17 protein-coding genes are annotated in these 15,544 nt (G+C 68.9%); 11 read left to right on the top strand and 6 right to left on the bottom strand.

Annotation, left to right across the window (positions count from 1 at the left end):
* Positions 1–48 precede the first annotated feature (48 nt).
* The 5 genes from BN1555_RS39680 (at position 49) to BN1555_RS29040 (ending at position 4,753) form a co-directional block, all read left to right on the top strand.
* Positions 49–1,158, top strand: a complete 1,110-nt coding sequence (locus tag BN1555_RS39680; RefSeq protein ID WP_093802127.1) for a glycosyltransferase family protein — start codon at positions 49–51, stop codon at positions 1,156–1,158.
* A complete protein-coding gene (locus BN1555_RS29055) occupies positions 1,155–2,225 on the top strand; it encodes a glycosyltransferase (protein ID WP_255306226.1) in 1,071 nt (356 codons plus the stop codon). Before BN1555_RS39680 ends, BN1555_RS29055 begins: the two co-directional genes overlap by 4 nt.
* Complete coding sequence (locus BN1555_RS29050) at positions 2,222–3,283, top strand: glycosyltransferase (RefSeq protein ID WP_093802125.1); 1,062 nt, start codon at positions 2,222–2,224, stop codon at positions 3,281–3,283. Before BN1555_RS29055 ends, BN1555_RS29050 begins: the two co-directional genes overlap by 4 nt.
* Entirely contained in the window at positions 3,268–4,101 is an 834-nt protein-coding gene (locus tag BN1555_RS29045; protein WP_093802124.1) for a glycosyltransferase family 2 protein, read from the top strand. Before BN1555_RS29050 ends, BN1555_RS29045 begins: the two co-directional genes overlap by 16 nt.
* 193 nt (positions 4,102–4,294) lie before the next feature.
* A complete protein-coding gene (locus BN1555_RS29040; protein WP_093802123.1) occupies positions 4,295–4,753 on the top strand; it encodes a hypothetical protein in 459 nt (152 codons plus the stop codon).
* On the opposite strand, the gene BN1555_RS29035 is transcribed toward BN1555_RS29040, so the two are convergent.
* From BN1555_RS29035 to BN1555_RS29015, 4 genes are all read right to left on the bottom strand, one after another.
* Positions 4,725–5,441 carry an IS5 family transposase gene (locus tag BN1555_RS29035; RefSeq protein ID WP_093802122.1) on the bottom strand — a complete coding sequence of 239 codons (717 nt, stop codon included), beginning with the start codon at positions 5,439–5,441 and terminating at the stop codon, positions 4,725–4,727. The two genes, BN1555_RS29040 and BN1555_RS29035, sit on opposite strands and share 29 nt — an antisense overlap.
* A 14-nt stretch (positions 5,442–5,455) precedes the next feature.
* Positions 5,456–7,072, bottom strand: a complete 1,617-nt coding sequence (locus BN1555_RS29030) for an IS4 family transposase (protein ID WP_255306225.1) — start codon at positions 7,070–7,072, stop codon at positions 5,456–5,458.
* 594 nt (positions 7,073–7,666) lie between these two features.
* On the bottom strand, positions 7,667–7,900 hold the full coding sequence (locus BN1555_RS29020; RefSeq protein WP_093802120.1) for a DUF397 domain-containing protein: 234 nt from the start codon (positions 7,898–7,900) through the stop codon (positions 7,667–7,669).
* Entirely contained in the window at positions 7,897–8,802 is a 906-nt protein-coding gene (locus BN1555_RS29015) for a helix-turn-helix domain-containing protein (RefSeq protein ID WP_093802119.1), read from the bottom strand. Before BN1555_RS29015 ends, BN1555_RS29020 begins: the two co-directional genes overlap by 4 nt.
* Before the next feature lie 192 nt (positions 8,803–8,994).
* On the opposite strand from BN1555_RS29015, the gene BN1555_RS29010 reads away from it, so the two are divergent.
* The 5 genes from BN1555_RS29010 to BN1555_RS28990 are packed head-to-tail and all read left to right on the top strand — an operon-like array spanning position 8,995 to position 13,841.
* On the top strand, positions 8,995–10,491 hold the full coding sequence (locus BN1555_RS29010; protein WP_093803715.1) for a hypothetical protein: 1,497 nt from the start codon (positions 8,995–8,997) through the stop codon (positions 10,489–10,491).
* Positions 10,492–10,529: 38 nt separating this feature from the next.
* Entirely contained in the window at positions 10,530–11,531 is a 1,002-nt protein-coding gene (locus tag BN1555_RS29005; protein ID WP_255306224.1) for an asparaginase, read from the top strand.
* A gap of 35 nt (positions 11,532–11,566) precedes the next feature.
* Positions 11,567–12,046, top strand: a complete 480-nt coding sequence (locus BN1555_RS29000; RefSeq protein WP_093802117.1) for a PPC domain-containing DNA-binding protein — start codon at positions 11,567–11,569, stop codon at positions 12,044–12,046.
* A 17-nt stretch (positions 12,047–12,063) separates the two neighbouring features.
* Positions 12,064–13,332, top strand: a complete 1,269-nt coding sequence (locus BN1555_RS28995; RefSeq protein ID WP_093802116.1) for an NsdA family TPR-like regulatory protein — start codon at positions 12,064–12,066, stop codon at positions 13,330–13,332.
* Positions 13,329–13,841, top strand: a complete 513-nt coding sequence (locus tag BN1555_RS28990; protein WP_093802115.1) for an NUDIX domain-containing protein — start codon at positions 13,329–13,331, stop codon at positions 13,839–13,841. Before BN1555_RS28995 ends, BN1555_RS28990 begins: the two co-directional genes overlap by 4 nt.
* Here BN1555_RS28990 and BN1555_RS28985 read toward each other — a convergent pair.
* Positions 13,814–14,878, bottom strand: a complete 1,065-nt coding sequence (locus BN1555_RS28985) for an aldo/keto reductase (protein ID WP_093802114.1) — start codon at positions 14,876–14,878, stop codon at positions 13,814–13,816. The genes BN1555_RS28990 and BN1555_RS28985 overlap by 28 nt on opposite strands.
* Positions 14,878–15,165: an ATP-binding protein gene (locus BN1555_RS28980; protein ID WP_255306462.1), complete on the bottom strand. Its 288-nt coding sequence runs from the start codon at positions 15,163–15,165 to the stop codon at positions 14,878–14,880. The genes BN1555_RS28985 and BN1555_RS28980 overlap by 1 nt, the downstream gene beginning before the upstream one ends.
* Here BN1555_RS28980 and BN1555_RS40700 point away from each other — a divergent pair.
* Positions 15,121–15,258, top strand: a complete 138-nt coding sequence (locus BN1555_RS40700; RefSeq protein ID WP_255306488.1) for a hypothetical protein — start codon at positions 15,121–15,123, stop codon at positions 15,256–15,258. The two genes, BN1555_RS28980 and BN1555_RS40700, sit on opposite strands and share 45 nt — an antisense overlap.
* Positions 15,259–15,544: the final 286 nt, after the last annotated feature.

The following is a 15,544-nucleotide window of genomic DNA, read 5'->3' as shown; positions in this document are numbered from 1 at the left end:
ACCTGCGGCATCGCAATTACCGTCGCGTGAGGCAGGAGCAGTACGACAATGACCCATCAGACCTCGGCCACCACGTACGAAGGAGGGGCGGCCGTCGCCGACGTGGTGCGGGTGGCTTCGGTGCCCGCCGGGCACGTGTACGTACGGCACTGTTCGGACGAGGGGGCGTCGGACAGGATCGTCCGGCTCAAGGACCCGCGTCCCAACGGAGCGCCCAGCACTTCCCAGCGATGGTGGCCGCCGGTCATGCTCGACCCCGGCTGGGTGCACGCGCACCACACCGAATTCGACGTGTTCCACCTGCACTTCGGCTTCGACGCCCAGACGCCGGAGCAACTGTCTTCGCTCGTGCGGGCCCTGCGGCAGCACGGCAAGCCCTTCGTGTACACCGTGCACGACCTGCGCAACCCCCACCAGCCCGACCCCGCGCCGCACGACGCCGCACTGGACGTCCTGATCCCGGCAGCCGATCACCTCATCACCCTGACCCCCGGCGCAGCGGCCGAGATCGAGCGCCGCTGGAACCGCACCGCGACGGTCCTGCCCCATCCCCACGTCGTCGAGCAGCCCCGCCTGTCCCGCCCGCGCCCGCACCGCGACGGCTTCCGGGTGGGCGTCCATGCCAAGAGCCTGCGCCCGAACATGTCCCTGCTGCCGGTCGTGCGCGCACTGACGGCAGCCGTGGCGGTGCTGCCGGACGCGGAGCTGCACGTGAACATCCACCGCGAAGTCGCCGACCCGCACGCGCACGCCCACGACCCCGCCGTGCTCGCGGAACTGCGGACGCTCTCCGACGCGGGGCGGCTGCGCCTCCACGTCCACGACTACTTCGACGACGACGAGCTGTGGGACTACCTCACCGGGCTGGACCTGTCCGTACTGCCCTACACGTTCGGCACCCATTCCGGATGGCTGGAGGCGTGCCACGACCTCGGCACCCCGGTGGCCGCGCCCTCCTGCGGCTACTACGCCGAACAGCGCCCCTGCCTGACCTACGGCCACACCGTGCGAGACGGCCTGGACGAGCAGTCCCTGCACGCCGCCGTGCGCGAGGCGTACCACTCGCGCCCCCGCTGGCGCGCCCCCGCGTCACAGCGGGCCGCCGAGCGCGCCGCCGTGGCCGCGGCCCACCGCGCGATCTACCGGGAGCTCCTGTGAGCGGCCCGCTGCGCATCGCGCTCGTCGCGTCCGCCCGGTTTCCCATCAGGGAGCCGTTCGCCGGAGGACTGGAAGCGCACACCTGGTCGCTCGCCCGCGCCCTGACCGTGCGCGGACACCGGGTCGAACTCTTCGCCGCCCCCGGATCCGATCCGGACCTCGACGTAACGGAACTGCCGGTACACCGGCCGAAGCTGAGCACGGCCGCCCGGTCGGACGTCAGCATGCCGGACGACACCTGGATGGAGGAGCACCACGCGTACCTGCGGCTCATGCTGGACCTTGCGCAGGACGGCGGGCGCCGCTTCGACGTCGTCCACAACAACAGCCTCCACTACCTGCCCCTCGCGATGGCTCCGGCCGTACCGGCTCCGGTGGTGACGACCTTGCACACGCCGCCGACGCCATGGCTGGAGTCCGCGATTCAGACACACCGGGACCGCTCCGTGACGTTCACCGCCGTCAGCGAGCGCACCGCGTCGGCCTGGCGCCCCCTCGTCGCCGCCTCCCGGGTCATACGCAACGGCATCGACACCGCTCTGTGGCCCGAGGGGGAGGGCGGCGGATACCTCGTGTGGTCCGGCCGGATCGTGCCGGAGAAGGGACCGCACCTGGCGGCCGAAGCCGCCCGCAAAGCCGGGCGCCCCCTCCGTCTGGCCGGTCCCATCGGCGACGCCGACTACTTCGCGACCCACGTGGCCCCGCTGCTTGACGACGACATCACCTACGTCGGTCACCTCGCGCGCCGGGACCTGGCCCGTCTGGTGGGCGGGGCGGCGGCCGCCCTCGTGACGCCGCGCTGGGACGAACCGTACGGGCTGGTCGTCGCCGAGGCCCTGTCCTGCGGCACACCGGTGTGCGGCTTCGACCGCGGCGCCCTCGGTGAGATCCTCACCGACGAGTGCGGCCTGCTCGCCCCGCCGGAGGACGCCGGGGCCCTCGCCGAGCTCATCGACGCCACGACGCGGCTCGACCGTCGCGCGGCGCGGGAGCGCGCGCGACGGTTCTGCTCACTCGATGCCATGGCCGACCGCTACGCGTCCCTCTACCAGGAGCTCGCGGCATGATCGGCTACTACGTGCACCACCAGGGACGGGGCCACCTGCACCGCGCCATGTGCGTCGCCCGGCACCTCCGCACTCCCGTCGTCGGCTTCTCCTCCCTTCCCCGGCCCACCGCCTGGCAGGGGGAGTGGTTCCGACTGCCGATGGACACCGACCGCGCCGGGCCGGGCAGCCGGCCGGCCGAGATCCTGGACCCGACGGCGGGCGGAAGGCTCCACTGGGCTCCCCGGCACCACACCGGCCTGAGGGACCGCATGGGGATCGTCGCCGACTGGATAGCCCGCACCGGACCCCGCCTGTTCGTCAGCGACGTATCCGTCGAAGTGGCGACGCTGGCACGGCTCATGGGCATCCCCGTGGTCGTCGCCGCGATGCGCGGCGACCGCTTCGACCCTGCCCACCGCATGGCATACGACATGGCCGACGCACTGCTCGCGCCCTGGCCGCAGACGTCGCCGGAGCCGGACTGGCCGCACCACTGGCTGGACAAGACGATGTACACCGGTGCCTTCTCGCGCTATGACGACCGGCCACGTGACCAGGCGCCTCCTTCCCCGGGCCCGAGCTCGCGCTCCCGGGAGGTCGTCGTCATGCTCGGCGCCGGCGGCGCCGACATCACGACGGACGACCTCACCACCGCGTCCGAAGCCACACCCGGCTGGTCGTGGACCTTCCTGGGCGCCCCGCGCGGCGACCGATGGGTGAACGACCCGTGGCCACTGCTCTGCCGGGCCGACGTCGTCGTCACCCACGCCGGTCAGAACGCCGTCGCCGAATGCGCCGCCGCCCGTACACCCGCCGTCGTCATCCCGCAGGACCGGCCCCACGGCGAGCAACTGGCCACGGCCCGGGCACTGCGGGCCGCCGGGCTGGCGACCGTACGACGCGGCTGGCCCGCACCCCATGAATGGGACGAACTGCTGCACCGTACGGCGAGCCGCCCCGGGGACCGCTGGGCCACCTGGGCTCCGGGTGACGGCGCCCGGCGAGCGGCCCGTCTGCTCGACCGGCTGACGGCGACGGCGCCGGGGAAACGGGAGGCAGCATGCGCCTCGCGGTGATCACCCTGGTCTCGGGCCGCCACCGACACCTCCTGCTCCAGCAGGACGCACTGGCCGCGGGCACACGGCAGCCCGACCGCTACGTGGCCGTCACCATGGCCGACAGCGCTGCCCGCGACGCGATCGGGGGCAGGCGGCCCCTCGCACAGACGGTCGCCGTTCCCCTCGGCGCCGAAGGACGGCTGCCTCTCGCGGCCGCCCGCAACGCCGGGGCGAACCGGGCCCTGGCCGACGGAGCCGACCTGCTGGTGTTCCTCGACGTCGACTGCGTGCCCGGTGAGAACCTGCTGGCACGGTACGCCGCCACGGCCACGGACGGCGCGCTCCTGTGCGGCACGGTCGCCTACCTGCCGCCCCCACCGCCCGAGGGGTACCGCCTCGCCACTCTCCCCACCCTCGCGCCACCCCATCCGGGGCGGCCGAATCCCGAAGACACGGAGATCGTCCGGGGAGGCGACCACCGGCTCTTCTGGTCCCTGTCGTTCGCGCTGACCGCCCGCACCTGGCACGACGTCGGAGGGTTCTGCGAGGAGTACGCGGGATACGGCGGCGAGGACACCGACTTCGCCTTCACGGCGGCCGCGCGGGGCGTGGACCTGTGGTGGGTCGGCGGCGCCCCCGCCTACCACCAGCACCATCCGGTGAGCAGGCCGCCCGTCGAGCATCTGGACGACATCCTGCGCAACGGCGCCGTCTTCAAGAGGCGCTGGGGGACATGGCCGATGCAGGGCTGGTTGCGCGAGTTCGAGGAGCGGGGTCTCGTGGCGTACGAACGCCGGACCGGCTCCTGGCTGAAAACGCCCGCAGCGGGTCGGTGACCCGCAGCGTGTGATCTCTCGGTTTGGTGTCGGCAGCAGGGAGAGTCAGTGGTGGTGTTCTGGGGGGTGTTCTTAGACGCCATCCGCTTTCCGAACGTGATCGTTTGGTTCGGGCTGGGTGGGCATGAACTCCGGCTGGCAGCGGGAGAGATGGGCATGGTTTGTCCGTTCGTCTCGCTTGTGGAGGTGGCTGGTGCCGTCGGTGCTCGGTCTGCTGGAGGCCCGGGAGAAGAAGGTCCGGGAAGAGGTGGCACGGTTGCGGGAGGAGGCCGAGCGGGTGCAGGCCGCCCTCGGCGAGGCAGAACGTGCACTTCAGCGCCTTGCAGATGCCCGTGCGATGGTGGCCGAGGTGCTGGCCGAGCCGCCGTGTGCGGTCGTGGAGCCGGTGGCGGGGGCGGTGGTGCCCAGACGGGCCGAGGGGATGACAGCGACGGTCCTGCCTGCCGACTACCAGCGGATCATGTCCGTGCTGGAGTCGGATGCGGCCCGGGAAGGAATGCGGTGCCAGCAGCTGGCCGCGGCCCTGGGCCTTCAGGCGGTCCCGGCGAAGGTCGAGGGGGTGCGGTCGAAGGCGAAACGCCTGGTGGAGCGAGGGTGGGCCCTCCAGGTGCGGCCGGGGGTGTTCACCGCGCTCGAAGGGCCGGCCGGCTGAAAGCACCTGGGCGGCGTCCGGCCAGGCGGCCGCTCATAAGCATGGTCATCGACCACAGCACCATGGCCTCGTGCATGACGGGCAGCGTCTCGTAGTCACGCGCCAGACGACGTGAGCGCATCAGCCAGCTCAGCGTTCTTTCCACCACCCACCTGCGGGGCAGCACCACGAACCCGGTGGTGTCGTCGGTGCGTTTGACGATGTCGAGGGTGAGCTGGAGTTTCTCGGCTGCCCAGTCGACCAGGCGCCCGGCATAGCCGCCGTCCGCCCACACCAGGCGGATGGAGAAGTACATTTTCCGAAGCCGCTCGAGCAGGGGGACGGCGGCGTCGCGGTCCTGCACGCTCGCCGCGGTCACAGCCACGGCCAGGACCATGCCGAGGCAGTCCACCACCAGGTGCCGCTTGCGGCCGCCCACCTTCTTCCCGCCGTCCCAGCCGGAGGTGGAGCGCGGGATGTTCGCCGCTGCCCGCACCGACTGTGAGTCCACGATGGCAGCAGTCGGATCCACCGTGCGGCCTTCCTTCTGGCGGACCTTGTCGCGCAGCCGGTCGTGGAGCTCGGCGAGCAGACCCGTGATCTGCCAGCGGCGGGCGAAAGCATGCACCCGCCGATACGGCGGGAAGTCCGCAGGCAGGTTGACCCACTTGACGCCGTTGTCGGCCACATAGCGGACCGCGTCGATCATCCAATGCCGCGAAGTTAAGGCCCAGTTGACGTTGTCAAGGTTTCCGGAAGAGGGATCTTGTACGTACTCGGCGCCGTGCGGATGAGTCGGCCGTTGCGTGCCCAGTAGCAGAGCTGCGCGTTGAAGCCGCTGAGCACGCGTCCGGTGACGGTGAGGCCGAGGTTTCCTGCGATGTCACGGGCATGCATGGCCTGGTTGGAGTTCTCCGCCAGGATCCGGCAGACCTGCCCCCAGCGGCCGGTGGCGGCCCGGTCTGGGGCATGCGCGGTGGGAAGAGCCGGTGGATGCACGGTGATCACAACGGCTGTGATTGGTGTGCTGTCTCGAGGTCGTTCGTCGCGGTTCCAGATGGCATAGCGGGACGTTCCGCACTTGACGATGCGAGCGGACAGCCGCATCCGGCGCTTGGGCAGCAACGCCCGCAGGACACGGGTGCCGATAGGTCCGACCAGGTCGAGGCGTCCGCTCGCACCTGCGGCTTCGGACGTTCCGGCGACGCTGACGACCGTGTCGCGCGCGGCCTCCAGAGCGACGGTGAAGCCGGCCCGGTCGGGATCGCAGCCGGGCACTGTCTCCACCGCGGTCACCATCATCGAGCGCAGGGCCTGGTAGATGACGAGGATTCCCCACATTTCCTGGGTGAGACCCGCCGGGTCCTTCGACCGTAGAACGCGGCCTTTGAGCAGGGTATGACGTAGCGCCAGGTACGCGGTCTCGATCTCCCAGCGCTCGTGGTACAGACCGACCAGGCGGTCTGCTGGGTCGGTGCGGTGGTCGCTCAGCGTCGTGAGCAGGCGGTAGGTACCGCCGAAGTCGTCGCCACGGGCCGTGCGGGAGCGGACCTCGGCCTCGATCACCCGCAGCCGAACGCTGCCGATCCGGGTGAGGTAGGACCCGTCGGGCAGCAGCGTCAACACCGGCGGACGCCGAGTGCTGGTGGCACGGATCAGGAACTGTGCCCCCTGAGCCGCGATGTCTGCGAGCAGTCTGTTGCTGTCGAAGGCGCGGTCCGCCAGGAGGAGCATGTCCGAGGTCAGATGCTTGACCAAGTCGTGTGCGTAATCGGTTTCGCCCTTCGAGGCGGTTCCGAAGACGGCGGCGATCAGGCCGCGGGTGCCGGTTTCGCACAAGGTCATCAGCATCAGCCGGGGGTAACCGGAAGGGCCGTGGCGACGCTCCGTACGGCCGAGCCAGGACCGGTTGCGCTCGTGGTCGGGGACGTTCAGGCTCCCACAGCCGTCGAAGGCGACCGTCCGCCAGAGGCGATAGCTCACGCCAGGGGTGGACGGTTGGGCCAACGGGCCCGCCAGCACCTCGAACAGCCGCTGGAACGGGGCAACACCGATCCTCCGTCGCAGATCGCGAAGGGCCTTCTCCGACGTCTGCGGCACCACAGCGGTCAGTCCGGCCACGAGCTTGCCCCACACCAACCTGGCGCCCAGATGCTCGAACAACCCGAGTGCGAGCACGAAGTACACCCCGACGCGCGAGGGGAGGCTTCGCAGCCGCCGTTCGCGAGTCCCGGTCTCGTCCAGCACCGCATCCACTAACTCGGGTGGGATGACCTGCGTCAACTCACCGATGTGACCAGGCGCGAACACGTCGGTTGCACGCATGACAAACTGAGCCACCGGGCCTCTGCTTTCTCAGGAAGATCTTGGTCGATCCCCTGGATAGCAGAGGCCCGTCTCGTACGCACTCGCGCTTGACAACGTCAACTGGGCCTTAACTTCGCGGCATTGGTCGATCATCTGCCGGTGGCAGAAGCCCTCCGGCCGCCCGCCCCGGCCCTCCAGCCAGGCCGGAACCGGCAGCACTGCCCGGATGACCTGCCACTCCGCCTCCGTCATGTCGGAGGCGTAACACGCCGTGCGGTCCGGCCGGTCTGCCGCGTTGCCGAACGTGTGCGCGAGGCAGTCACACGACAGGGAAGGCGAGTTGGACTCCACGCACGCGAGCGCGAAAGACTGCGGCAACAGGGCCTCCTGGTGCTTGGTTTGGTTCGCACCCCCGAGCTACCAAGAGGCCCTGCTGTCATGCGCCGACTCTCGCGCGATCACCCGATCAGGAACCCTGTTCGAGCAGGCCAGCTCCGTGATCGATAAGCGGATGGCGTCTCAGGCCAGGCCAGGAGATTGAACGACGAAGCGTCTCCCCTCGGCATGAACGAGGAGAGACGCTGCCGTATTACCGGTTGATCCGAGCACCCACGCAGTTGAGCAGGGCTACAAGTCCAGCAGGAAGTCGAACTCGCCGTCCTTGACGCCCAGCAGCCACGCCTTGGCCTCACCCGGCGTGTACACATGGGGCGGCCGATCGGGATTCTGCGAGTCACCGATCAGGACATAGCCATCCTGTGCGGCGACCCGAACACAGTTGCCGCCACCACCGCTGTACTTGGACACCTTCCAGTCGACCGACGTTAGGTCGAACGAGGACGGGTCCGGCTTCGCTGTCACTGTTCTAGCTCCTTGATTCTCTTCTTGAGACGCAAGCGCGTCTCGTCGGGGTCCAGCGCTCGCTCCCACAGATTGGTGAAAGTCGCGGTATAGCGCTGCACGTCATCGTTCCCGTCGAAGTACAACGAGCTGACCATCGTCTCGACCCACACGACTTGGCGTGCGGCCTCGGGGAAGGCCATGAGGACGAACGGGCCCGCAGACCCAGGGTGCAGTCCAACGGTGTCCGGCAGGATGCGGATGGTGTTGCGAGGGTCCTCGGACTCCTCCAGGACTCGCTCCAGCTGTCGCCTCGACACGGCCGGGTCGTCGCCGACGACGCGGAGCGCGCGCTCGTCCACGAGGGCGCGAAAATCGGTGAGCGCGCCCGCTCGTACCTGCTGCTGGCGGTCCATGCGAACGTCGACGAGTGCTTTGACCTCGGAGTGCCGCAGATCGGGCCGCATCCGGGCGATGACGATGTAGGCGTAGTCCTCGGTCTGACAGAGACCTGGCCAGAGCTCGCCTTCGTAGTTCCGCAGCCCGGCGGCCCGGCGCTCCATCAACAGGAAGCCCTCGAACTGCATGGGTCCGAGCAGGTACGCGTTGCGCCGCCACAGGGCGGGACGCGGGCGGCCGGCCGGAGTGGTGTCGGCCCCCAGCAGTGCCAGGATTTCTGAGCTCTCGGACTCGCTGGCCCTGTAGACCTCGAGTAGCGCCGCGACGAGATCGCGGGCCACGCGTCGACGCTGGCCGCGCTCAAGACGGCTGATGCCGCTCGTGTCGATCTTGACGCCGCGTTGGCGCAGCACCTCGTGGCGGGCGACGTCGCCTTGCGTGAGGCCGCGGCGTTCACGCAACTCTTCGAGCCGCAGGCCGACTTCACTGAGGGTCAGCGACCACGGCGTCTTCGCTTCTGGCATGGTGGTCAGTCTGACGGCTCGCCACGCCGCCTACAAGCAATATGGCCGAGCAATTTGCTCAGCCATATTGCTAACGGCTTGCCTTTGGGTCCATCCTTGCCAGGGTCACGAAGTGTGCAGCCCCTGTCGCCATGCGTGGAGATCGGGTCGCTGCTCTGCTGCCCGTACACGCCCAGGGGAAGGGCTGTCGCGATGAGTCCGACGCTGTTCAGCCTCCTGCTGAAGGAACAGAACCTCACCACCTGGGAAGTATTCTGCGTGCCCTACACCGCAACCGGGCGCAAGCTCGCCCAGGAGACCAACAACCGTCGTCTCGCCACGGTTGGCCTTGGGCGCACCACCTTCGACCGGTGGTCCTCCGGCACCTGGTTCGGCCGGCCCCGCGATGAGGCGGCACAGATCCTGGAGCGGATGTTCGGGCGTCCTGTTGACGTGCTGTTTGCCCCTGCGGTCGACGCGAACGAGCCTCCGGTGGCCATGGGTTCAGTGGCGACACAGATCGGCTCTCGCTGGCCCACTTCCAGCCTGCTGATCCCTGCCGGCGGCCCGGCCGGGACCTGGGAGATCACAGGGCGCCATCGTTTGGACGGGACGAGTGCCGCAGTGCACCTTCTCCCCGTCACCAAGCAGGGCGAAGAAGTGAACCCTGAGCAACTGGACCAGGATGCCCAGCGCGACCTCGAGGGGTTCTTACGTCCGGCGCGACGCGGGTTCCTCGTAGGTGTGGAGGAGCGTCTCGGCGACTTGGATCTGTACGTCCGCGAGGCTGCATCCGCCCGCCGGGCGAGCCGCCCAGGGTCGCAGTCAATCGGACCCCTGTCGATTCCCTCGGCCTACCTCCTGGACGACCTCACGTACGGCATCCTCTGGGCGCTCGCTCAACTCGACGACGGTCTGCTGGCCGACGACCAGGTCCTCGACAGCGAGCGTCACATCATCAGCACCTACCTCTCCTTGCCGAGATCGGCCCCCAGCCAACTTCTCGTCGACCTGAGCGCAGCGGGCAGCAGTTGGATGGGGTCTGCGTTCTGCGCCCAGCACATCGAGCAGGAACTGGCCGACGCTTCAGAGGTGCCGACGTTCTGGACGCGCGAGCAGAGCGGAGAGGAAGCGGCCCCTTGGCTGTTCTTCAAGCACAAGATCGACTATCTCCAGACACTCACGCGCTTCCACAGCAGCTCAACGCAGACCGTGCGAGTCTTCTGCCTGCCTGAGACCGAAATTGCCCGATCAGAACGGTACGAGAGGGTCCTTCTGGTGTTGGCGGTCGCTCTCATGGAGCGCCTCGGCATCCGGGTACGGGTGATACCGAAGCCGGAGTATGCGGAGGTGGACGGCGTGGCCCTCGTCCCCGGTCACCGAGCCGTCGTGGCGAACTGGGTGCGGGCTCCCGGCGGTGCGCTCTGGGCCGCCGGCAGCACATCGGCCCGGGGTGACCTGCGTACATACGCCTCGGCATTCGCCGACGCTCAGAGCAACGATGTCCTCGCGCGCGCCTCGGACCCGGCGGGCCGGCTGCGGATCCTCTCCGGCTACCTGGGCCTGGACTGGGGCTGGTTGACCTCCCGATGCCGCTCGCTCGGTGAGTACGGTGTCGCAGGCCTCGTCCGCCCGCGCAGTCGCCTGCTGACAGTGCACGCCCTGGATGAGACCCTGCTCTTCCTCGGCAAGCTCACGTCCGACCAATGAGACCTGTCCACGCTGTCCCCAGAGATGAAAGGCCCTTTGTGTCCCCCGCTGAGCAGCACCGCTCCGTTCTCGTACTGGCCCTCGGCGGCACCATCGCCATGACCCCCACCAACTCGGCATCGGGCGTCGCGCCCACGCTGACCGGTTCGGACCTGGTGGCCGCCGTACCCAGTCTCCAGGGCACCGCGGTCAGCACGGAGGACTTCCGCAAACTGCCCGGTGCGTCCCTGTCGACCAGCGACATCGTCGACCTGGTGAGCAGGCTGGAGCAGGCCGATCGTGAAGGCATTGACGGGATTGTGGTCACCCAGGGCACCGACACCCTGGAAGAGACCGCGTTCTTGACCGACCTCTACTACCGGGGCAGCGCACCGGTGGTCTTCACCGGGGCCATGCGAAGCGCCACGGCAGCGGGCGCTGACGGGCCGGCGAACATCCTTGCCGCTGTGCAGACCGCCACCAGGGCTGAGATGCGTGAAGCCGGCGTCTTCGTCGTCATGGGCGATGAGATCCATGCCACCCGGTACGTCCGGAAGATGCACACAACTAGCCCGGCTGCCTTCGCCTCGCCCGCAACGGGCCCTGTCGGTCACCTGGTGGAGGGAACGGTCCGGCTCCGGCACCCGCTGAAGCGCACCGCACCCGTGACGCTGCCCCTCACCACCGCGCCCGTCCCGGCCGAGGTGGAGGTGGTCACCGCGTCCTTGGGCAGCAGCGGGCTCCTGCTGGAGGGGCTGGAGGGCAGGGTTTCCGGCTTGGTCGTGGCCGCCTTCGGTGTCGGCCACGTACCCCAGACGTGGGTTACCCGGCTGGCTTCCCTGGCCGAGGTCATGCCCGTCGTCCTCGCATCGCGCATCGGTACGGGGCCCGTACTCACCTCGACCTACGCCTTCCCCGGCTCCGAAAGCGACTTGCTGGCCCGCGGCCTTATCGCCGCAGGCCCACTCGACCCGTACAAGGCCCGCCTGGTCCTGGCCGCTCACCTGGCCGCGGGCACACCCCGCGAGGCGATCGCGAAGGCCTTCCTCGACTACGCCTGATCCCACAGCAACGATCACGAAGGACGCCCCTGCCCATGCGCTTCGCCCAGGTCCGTTCCGGCCGGCAGTTCGTACTCGCCCTCGACCACGGAGAGGACTTCCTCGACGAGCTCACGAGATTCTGCGAGGACCAGGGCATTCGGTCCGGATACATCCCCATCTTCGTCGGCGGGTTCCGCTCGGCGCGGCTCGTGGGTTCCTGCGAGCCCCTCGCCGACCCCGAGGCCCCCCTGTGGGAGGAGATCACGGTCGAGACGCTCGAGGCGCTCGGCGGCGGGACGCTCGCCTGGGACCCGGAGCAGGACTGCTTGGCGCCCCACATTCACGTCGCGGCCGGCATCAAGGGCGCGGGGGCCGACGGCCGGGTATCTCACCTGCTCGGCGCGACCGTGCAGTTCATCTCCGAGATCCCCATCATCGAAGTGGTCAGCGATGCGGCAGGCCCGGCCCTGACACGGCGCCGGAACCCGTCCTTGTACGACGTCCCGCTCCTCGGCTTCGGCCCAGTCCTCTAGAGAGCGAGGAGACGGCGATGCGCAGGGCGATCCTCTTCCCGAAGGCGGTCGCGGCGCAGCGCATGCGCGTCTACGAAACGTTCACGGTGCACTTCCAGCGGGCTGCCAAGGAGGTGGCTCAGCTGGACGGCGACCCTTCTCTCGCCTCGGTGTACGTATCCCGGTCCACCTGGGACCGGTGGATGGTCGGGGACATCAAAGGACTGCCTCGCCACCCAACCTGCCGGGTCCTGGAGCACCTGCTCAACGAAACGGCCGAGCGGCTGTTCGGGCCGGCCGAACCGAACGCCAGCGGTCAGACCAGACCCGAATCGGCCGCTAGCGGCGAACGCCCAGAGGGAAGTCTCGAAGGGACGCCGCACGTCGCCGCTCTGCAGTCGTTCCGGCTTGCGGACCGTCAGCTCGGTGGAGGCCACGTCTACCGGTCCGTGGTGCACTACCTCACCACCGTCGTCGCCCCGGGCCTCTTCGGCGCGACGGAATCTGGCGAGGACGGCGAGGCAGTCTTCGGGGCCGCGGTCGTGCTCACGGAGATGGCGGCGTGGATGGCTCACGATGCGGGTCGGGACGACTTGGCCTCCCGGCACTTCGACCGCGCACTCCGGCTAGCTCACAGCCTGACCGACGTGACCGCGGGCGCGAACGTACTGGCAGGTATGAGCCACCTAGCCTTGCAGACCCAGCAGGTGGACGTCGCCGTCGAACTGGCCCGCAGCGGCTTGGCGCGGCTTGCCGCTGGCCCACGGGTCCCGGCCCTCTCGGCACGCCTCCACGCCATGGAGGCCCGTGCTCTCGCCCTGCGCAACGAAGGACGCGAGGCTCGTCAGGCTCTCGACTCCGCACGCGACGCCTTAACCCTCGCGGCCTCCGTTCCGATGTCGCCGTGGGTGGCCCCGTTCGACGAAGCGGCCCTGGCCAGTGAGGCGGCCTCCGCATTGCTGGATCTCGGCGCGCTTGACTCCGCAACTGAGGAGGCGGCACGGGCACTGACCCTGCGTGACGCAAGCCGGGTACGGAGCCGGGCGTTCGGGCAGGTCACGCTGGCACGAGTTTTGCTGGCGCAAGAGCACGTCGACGCGGCTTGCCAGGTCGGCGGGGAGTTGCTGACCGCCGGCCAAGCCGTGACGTCGCTGCGACTGAATAACCAACTCGTGCTTCTGCAAGGCGAATTCGACCGCCATCGCCAGGTACCGGAAGTCCGCGACCTGCTCTTGCGCATGGCCGCAGCTGCTCGGCACCGTAGATTACTGCTCGGCAGTCTCGCGCTCCCGGAAGGTCCGCAGTGAACGATGTACCCAGGCCAGGAGACCCGGGCCGCGACGCCTACCTGGCCGAAGGAAACGCCAAGCAGGCCCGGAAGCGGGCGGCCGCCGATGCCCTGGTGCGCGACGAGGACGGTCGGCTGCTCTTGGTAAACCCGACCTATAAGGACGGCTGGGACCTTCCCGGGGGCATGGCTGAGGCGAACGAACCCCCAGATGCAGCACTTCGCCGCGAGCTCCGTGAAGAGCTCGGCCTCAGCACCACCAGCCTGCAGTTCCTGTGCGTCGACTGGGTCGAACCTCATGGCCCGTGGGACGACTACCTTGGCTTCGTCTTCGATGCCGGGGTACTGGCGCCCTCACAGGCCGCCGAGCTGCAGCCCTGCGACGATGAGATCTCCGAGCACGGCTTCTTCGACGTGCCCAAGGCGCTGCAACTACTGCCAGCCCGGCAGCGAGCCCGGGTGAAACAGGCCCTGCAGGCGCTGAACGACGGGATCCCGCGCTACCTCCGCAACGGCGTGCCCGGCTGAGCTGGAACCGCTTCGCGTCCACCCAGATCGGCCGCCTCTACGATCATCGTGCGAGCATGGGGAAGGCGCACCGCGTTCCGGATGAGCTGGAAGACCTCCTCGATCACCGCCAGGTCCGTGGCGCACAGCGGCCCGCCGAGACAGCCGAAGTACCGGCTGACCTCTGCCCGGTCGCCCACGCCGACGGCCACCACTGCGTTCTGCGCCTGTTGGAGGATGGACCGTAGGGCGACTCGCAGCAGGGCATCGGCCGAGCCGAACCGGTTGGCCAGGACGGTCAGACCGCGGTCGATTGCCACGGTCTGCTTCTCCGTCTGGTCCGCCGTCCCGGCCCCCATGCGCAGGCGCCTGCCAGCGAGGATGCCGTTGGCCAACGGAGAGGCGATCATCAGCCCCACGCCGTGGCGGTCTGTGAAGGTGTCAAGGTTCTCGCCGCCGCCGACGTCTGGCAGGGGGAGCAAGCCGCTCGCCCGCGTCCAGACGACATCGGGGCGGATCTCGTCGAAGAGTTGCAGAAAGCGGCGGACGTAGCGGGGGGAGGAGCAGCCGTCCGGACCTCGCAGGCCGATAGCGCGTATCTGGCCGAGATCCCGAAGCGTCCGCATCTGCTCGACAACGGGGGCGAGGTAGCGATCACCGTTGCCGAAGTCGTACGACTCCAGTGTGTAAACCGCGAGTTCGGCGAGGTAGAGGTTCTCCAGCGTCTGTTCGAGCTGATGGCGCACACGCGGGCCGGCGTACGGGTGCGGAGCCGAACCCAGGACACGGCCGACGGTGCTGGACACCTGCACCCTGTGGCCCCGGTTCTCCTTGAGGACCTTGCCGACGAGCCGCTCGGCGTGACCGTAGAGGTGGCTGTCCGCCGTGTCGACGAGTTCCACGCCTGACTCCACGGCGCAACGCAGGCCGTCGAGCAACTTCTCGTCGTCGGGCCGGTTGGTGCTCGCGGACCACCGGGAGGTGCCGGTTCCGACACACAGGGGATTCAGGAGCAAGCCCGGAGCCACGGGACGGCGGGGAAGATCGTGAGGCAGCATCAGTGCGTGCCACCCGCTCGGCAGAGGAAGACCGCGACGACTCGTTTCCCCGCCTCGTCACTCTGAACACGCCAGGCACTGGCCAATTCGTTCACCAGAAATAGGCCCCTCCCGTTCACGTCCTCATCGTCAGCGGGTGCCAGCTTCCGGGGCACCGCGGCCGTGTCCCCATCTCGGTCGCGGACCTGGACCACAGTTCCCCATGGGTACAGGTCGAGGGAGACGTCGACGGCCTCTCCGGCATGCGTTACCGCGTTGCCTACCAGCTCGTCGACCACCAGGACCACGTCATCTATGTACTCCGCCGGGGCCTGCGTGAGCGCACGACGGACTATGCCGCGAGCAGCGCTTTGCGGTGCGTCAAGCCCACGGAGGTCTAGCGCGGCATGCATCAAGGGGTGGCCGACGCAGCATTCCTGGTCGTCTTGCAAGGCGGTACTGGGACCAAGCACGGGGGTCACTCCTCGCTGCATTCACGGTGCCCGGGGGGACGGACTGGCAAGTCCTGGTGAATACGGTCGCTCATGACGCTGCGCTAGCAACAGGGAAAGCAGACCCCACTTCTCCCCACTTCACCGTGGTGCAGGAGAACTACCCGGTACCGGCACGGACCACGGAGGGCTGAATTCGCACTGAGGATCGGGATTTGCGTGGTTGAACCGGCAC

The sequence above is a fragment of the Streptomyces sp. Wb2n-11 genome, assembly GCF_001049855.1.
Taxonomy (GTDB): domain Bacteria; phylum Actinomycetota; class Actinomycetes; order Streptomycetales; family Streptomycetaceae; genus Streptomyces; species Streptomyces altiplanensis.
Note: the sequence above shows the minus strand (reverse complement) of the source record. Positions and strands in the feature narration are given on the sequence as shown.

Bases quoted from the DNA above. Each gene is read 5' to 3' on its own strand.
- BN1555_RS29000 (WP_093802117.1), top strand. From the start codon at position 11,567: ATGCGCTTCGCCCAGGTCCGTTCCGGCCGGCAGTTCGTACTCGCCCTC.
- BN1555_RS40700 (WP_255306488.1), top strand. From the start codon at position 15,121: ATGCGTTACCGCGTTGCCTACCAGCTCGTCGACCACCAGGACCACGTC.
- BN1555_RS28985 (WP_093802114.1), bottom strand. From the start codon at position 14,878: ATGCTGCCTCACGATCTTCCCCGCCGTCCCGTGGCTCCGGGCTTGCTC.
- BN1555_RS29015 (WP_093802119.1), bottom strand. From the start codon at position 8,802: ATGCCAGAAGCGAAGACGCCGTGGTCGCTGACCCTCAGTGAAGTCGGC.
- BN1555_RS29035 (WP_093802122.1), bottom strand. From the start codon at position 5,441: ATGATCGACGCGGTCCGCTATGTGGCCGACAACGGCGTCAAGTGGGTC.
- BN1555_RS29050 (WP_093802125.1), top strand. From the start codon at position 2,222: ATGATCGGCTACTACGTGCACCACCAGGGACGGGGCCACCTGCACCGC.
- BN1555_RS29045 (WP_093802124.1), top strand. From the start codon at position 3,268: ATGCGCCTCGCGGTGATCACCCTGGTCTCGGGCCGCCACCGACACCTC.
- BN1555_RS28995 (WP_093802116.1), top strand. From the start codon at position 12,064: ATGCGCAGGGCGATCCTCTTCCCGAAGGCGGTCGCGGCGCAGCGCATG.
- BN1555_RS29010 (WP_093803715.1), top strand. From the start codon at position 8,995: ATGAGTCCGACGCTGTTCAGCCTCCTGCTGAAGGAACAGAACCTCACC.
- BN1555_RS39680 (WP_093802127.1), top strand. From the start codon at position 49: ATGACCCATCAGACCTCGGCCACCACGTACGAAGGAGGGGCGGCCGTC.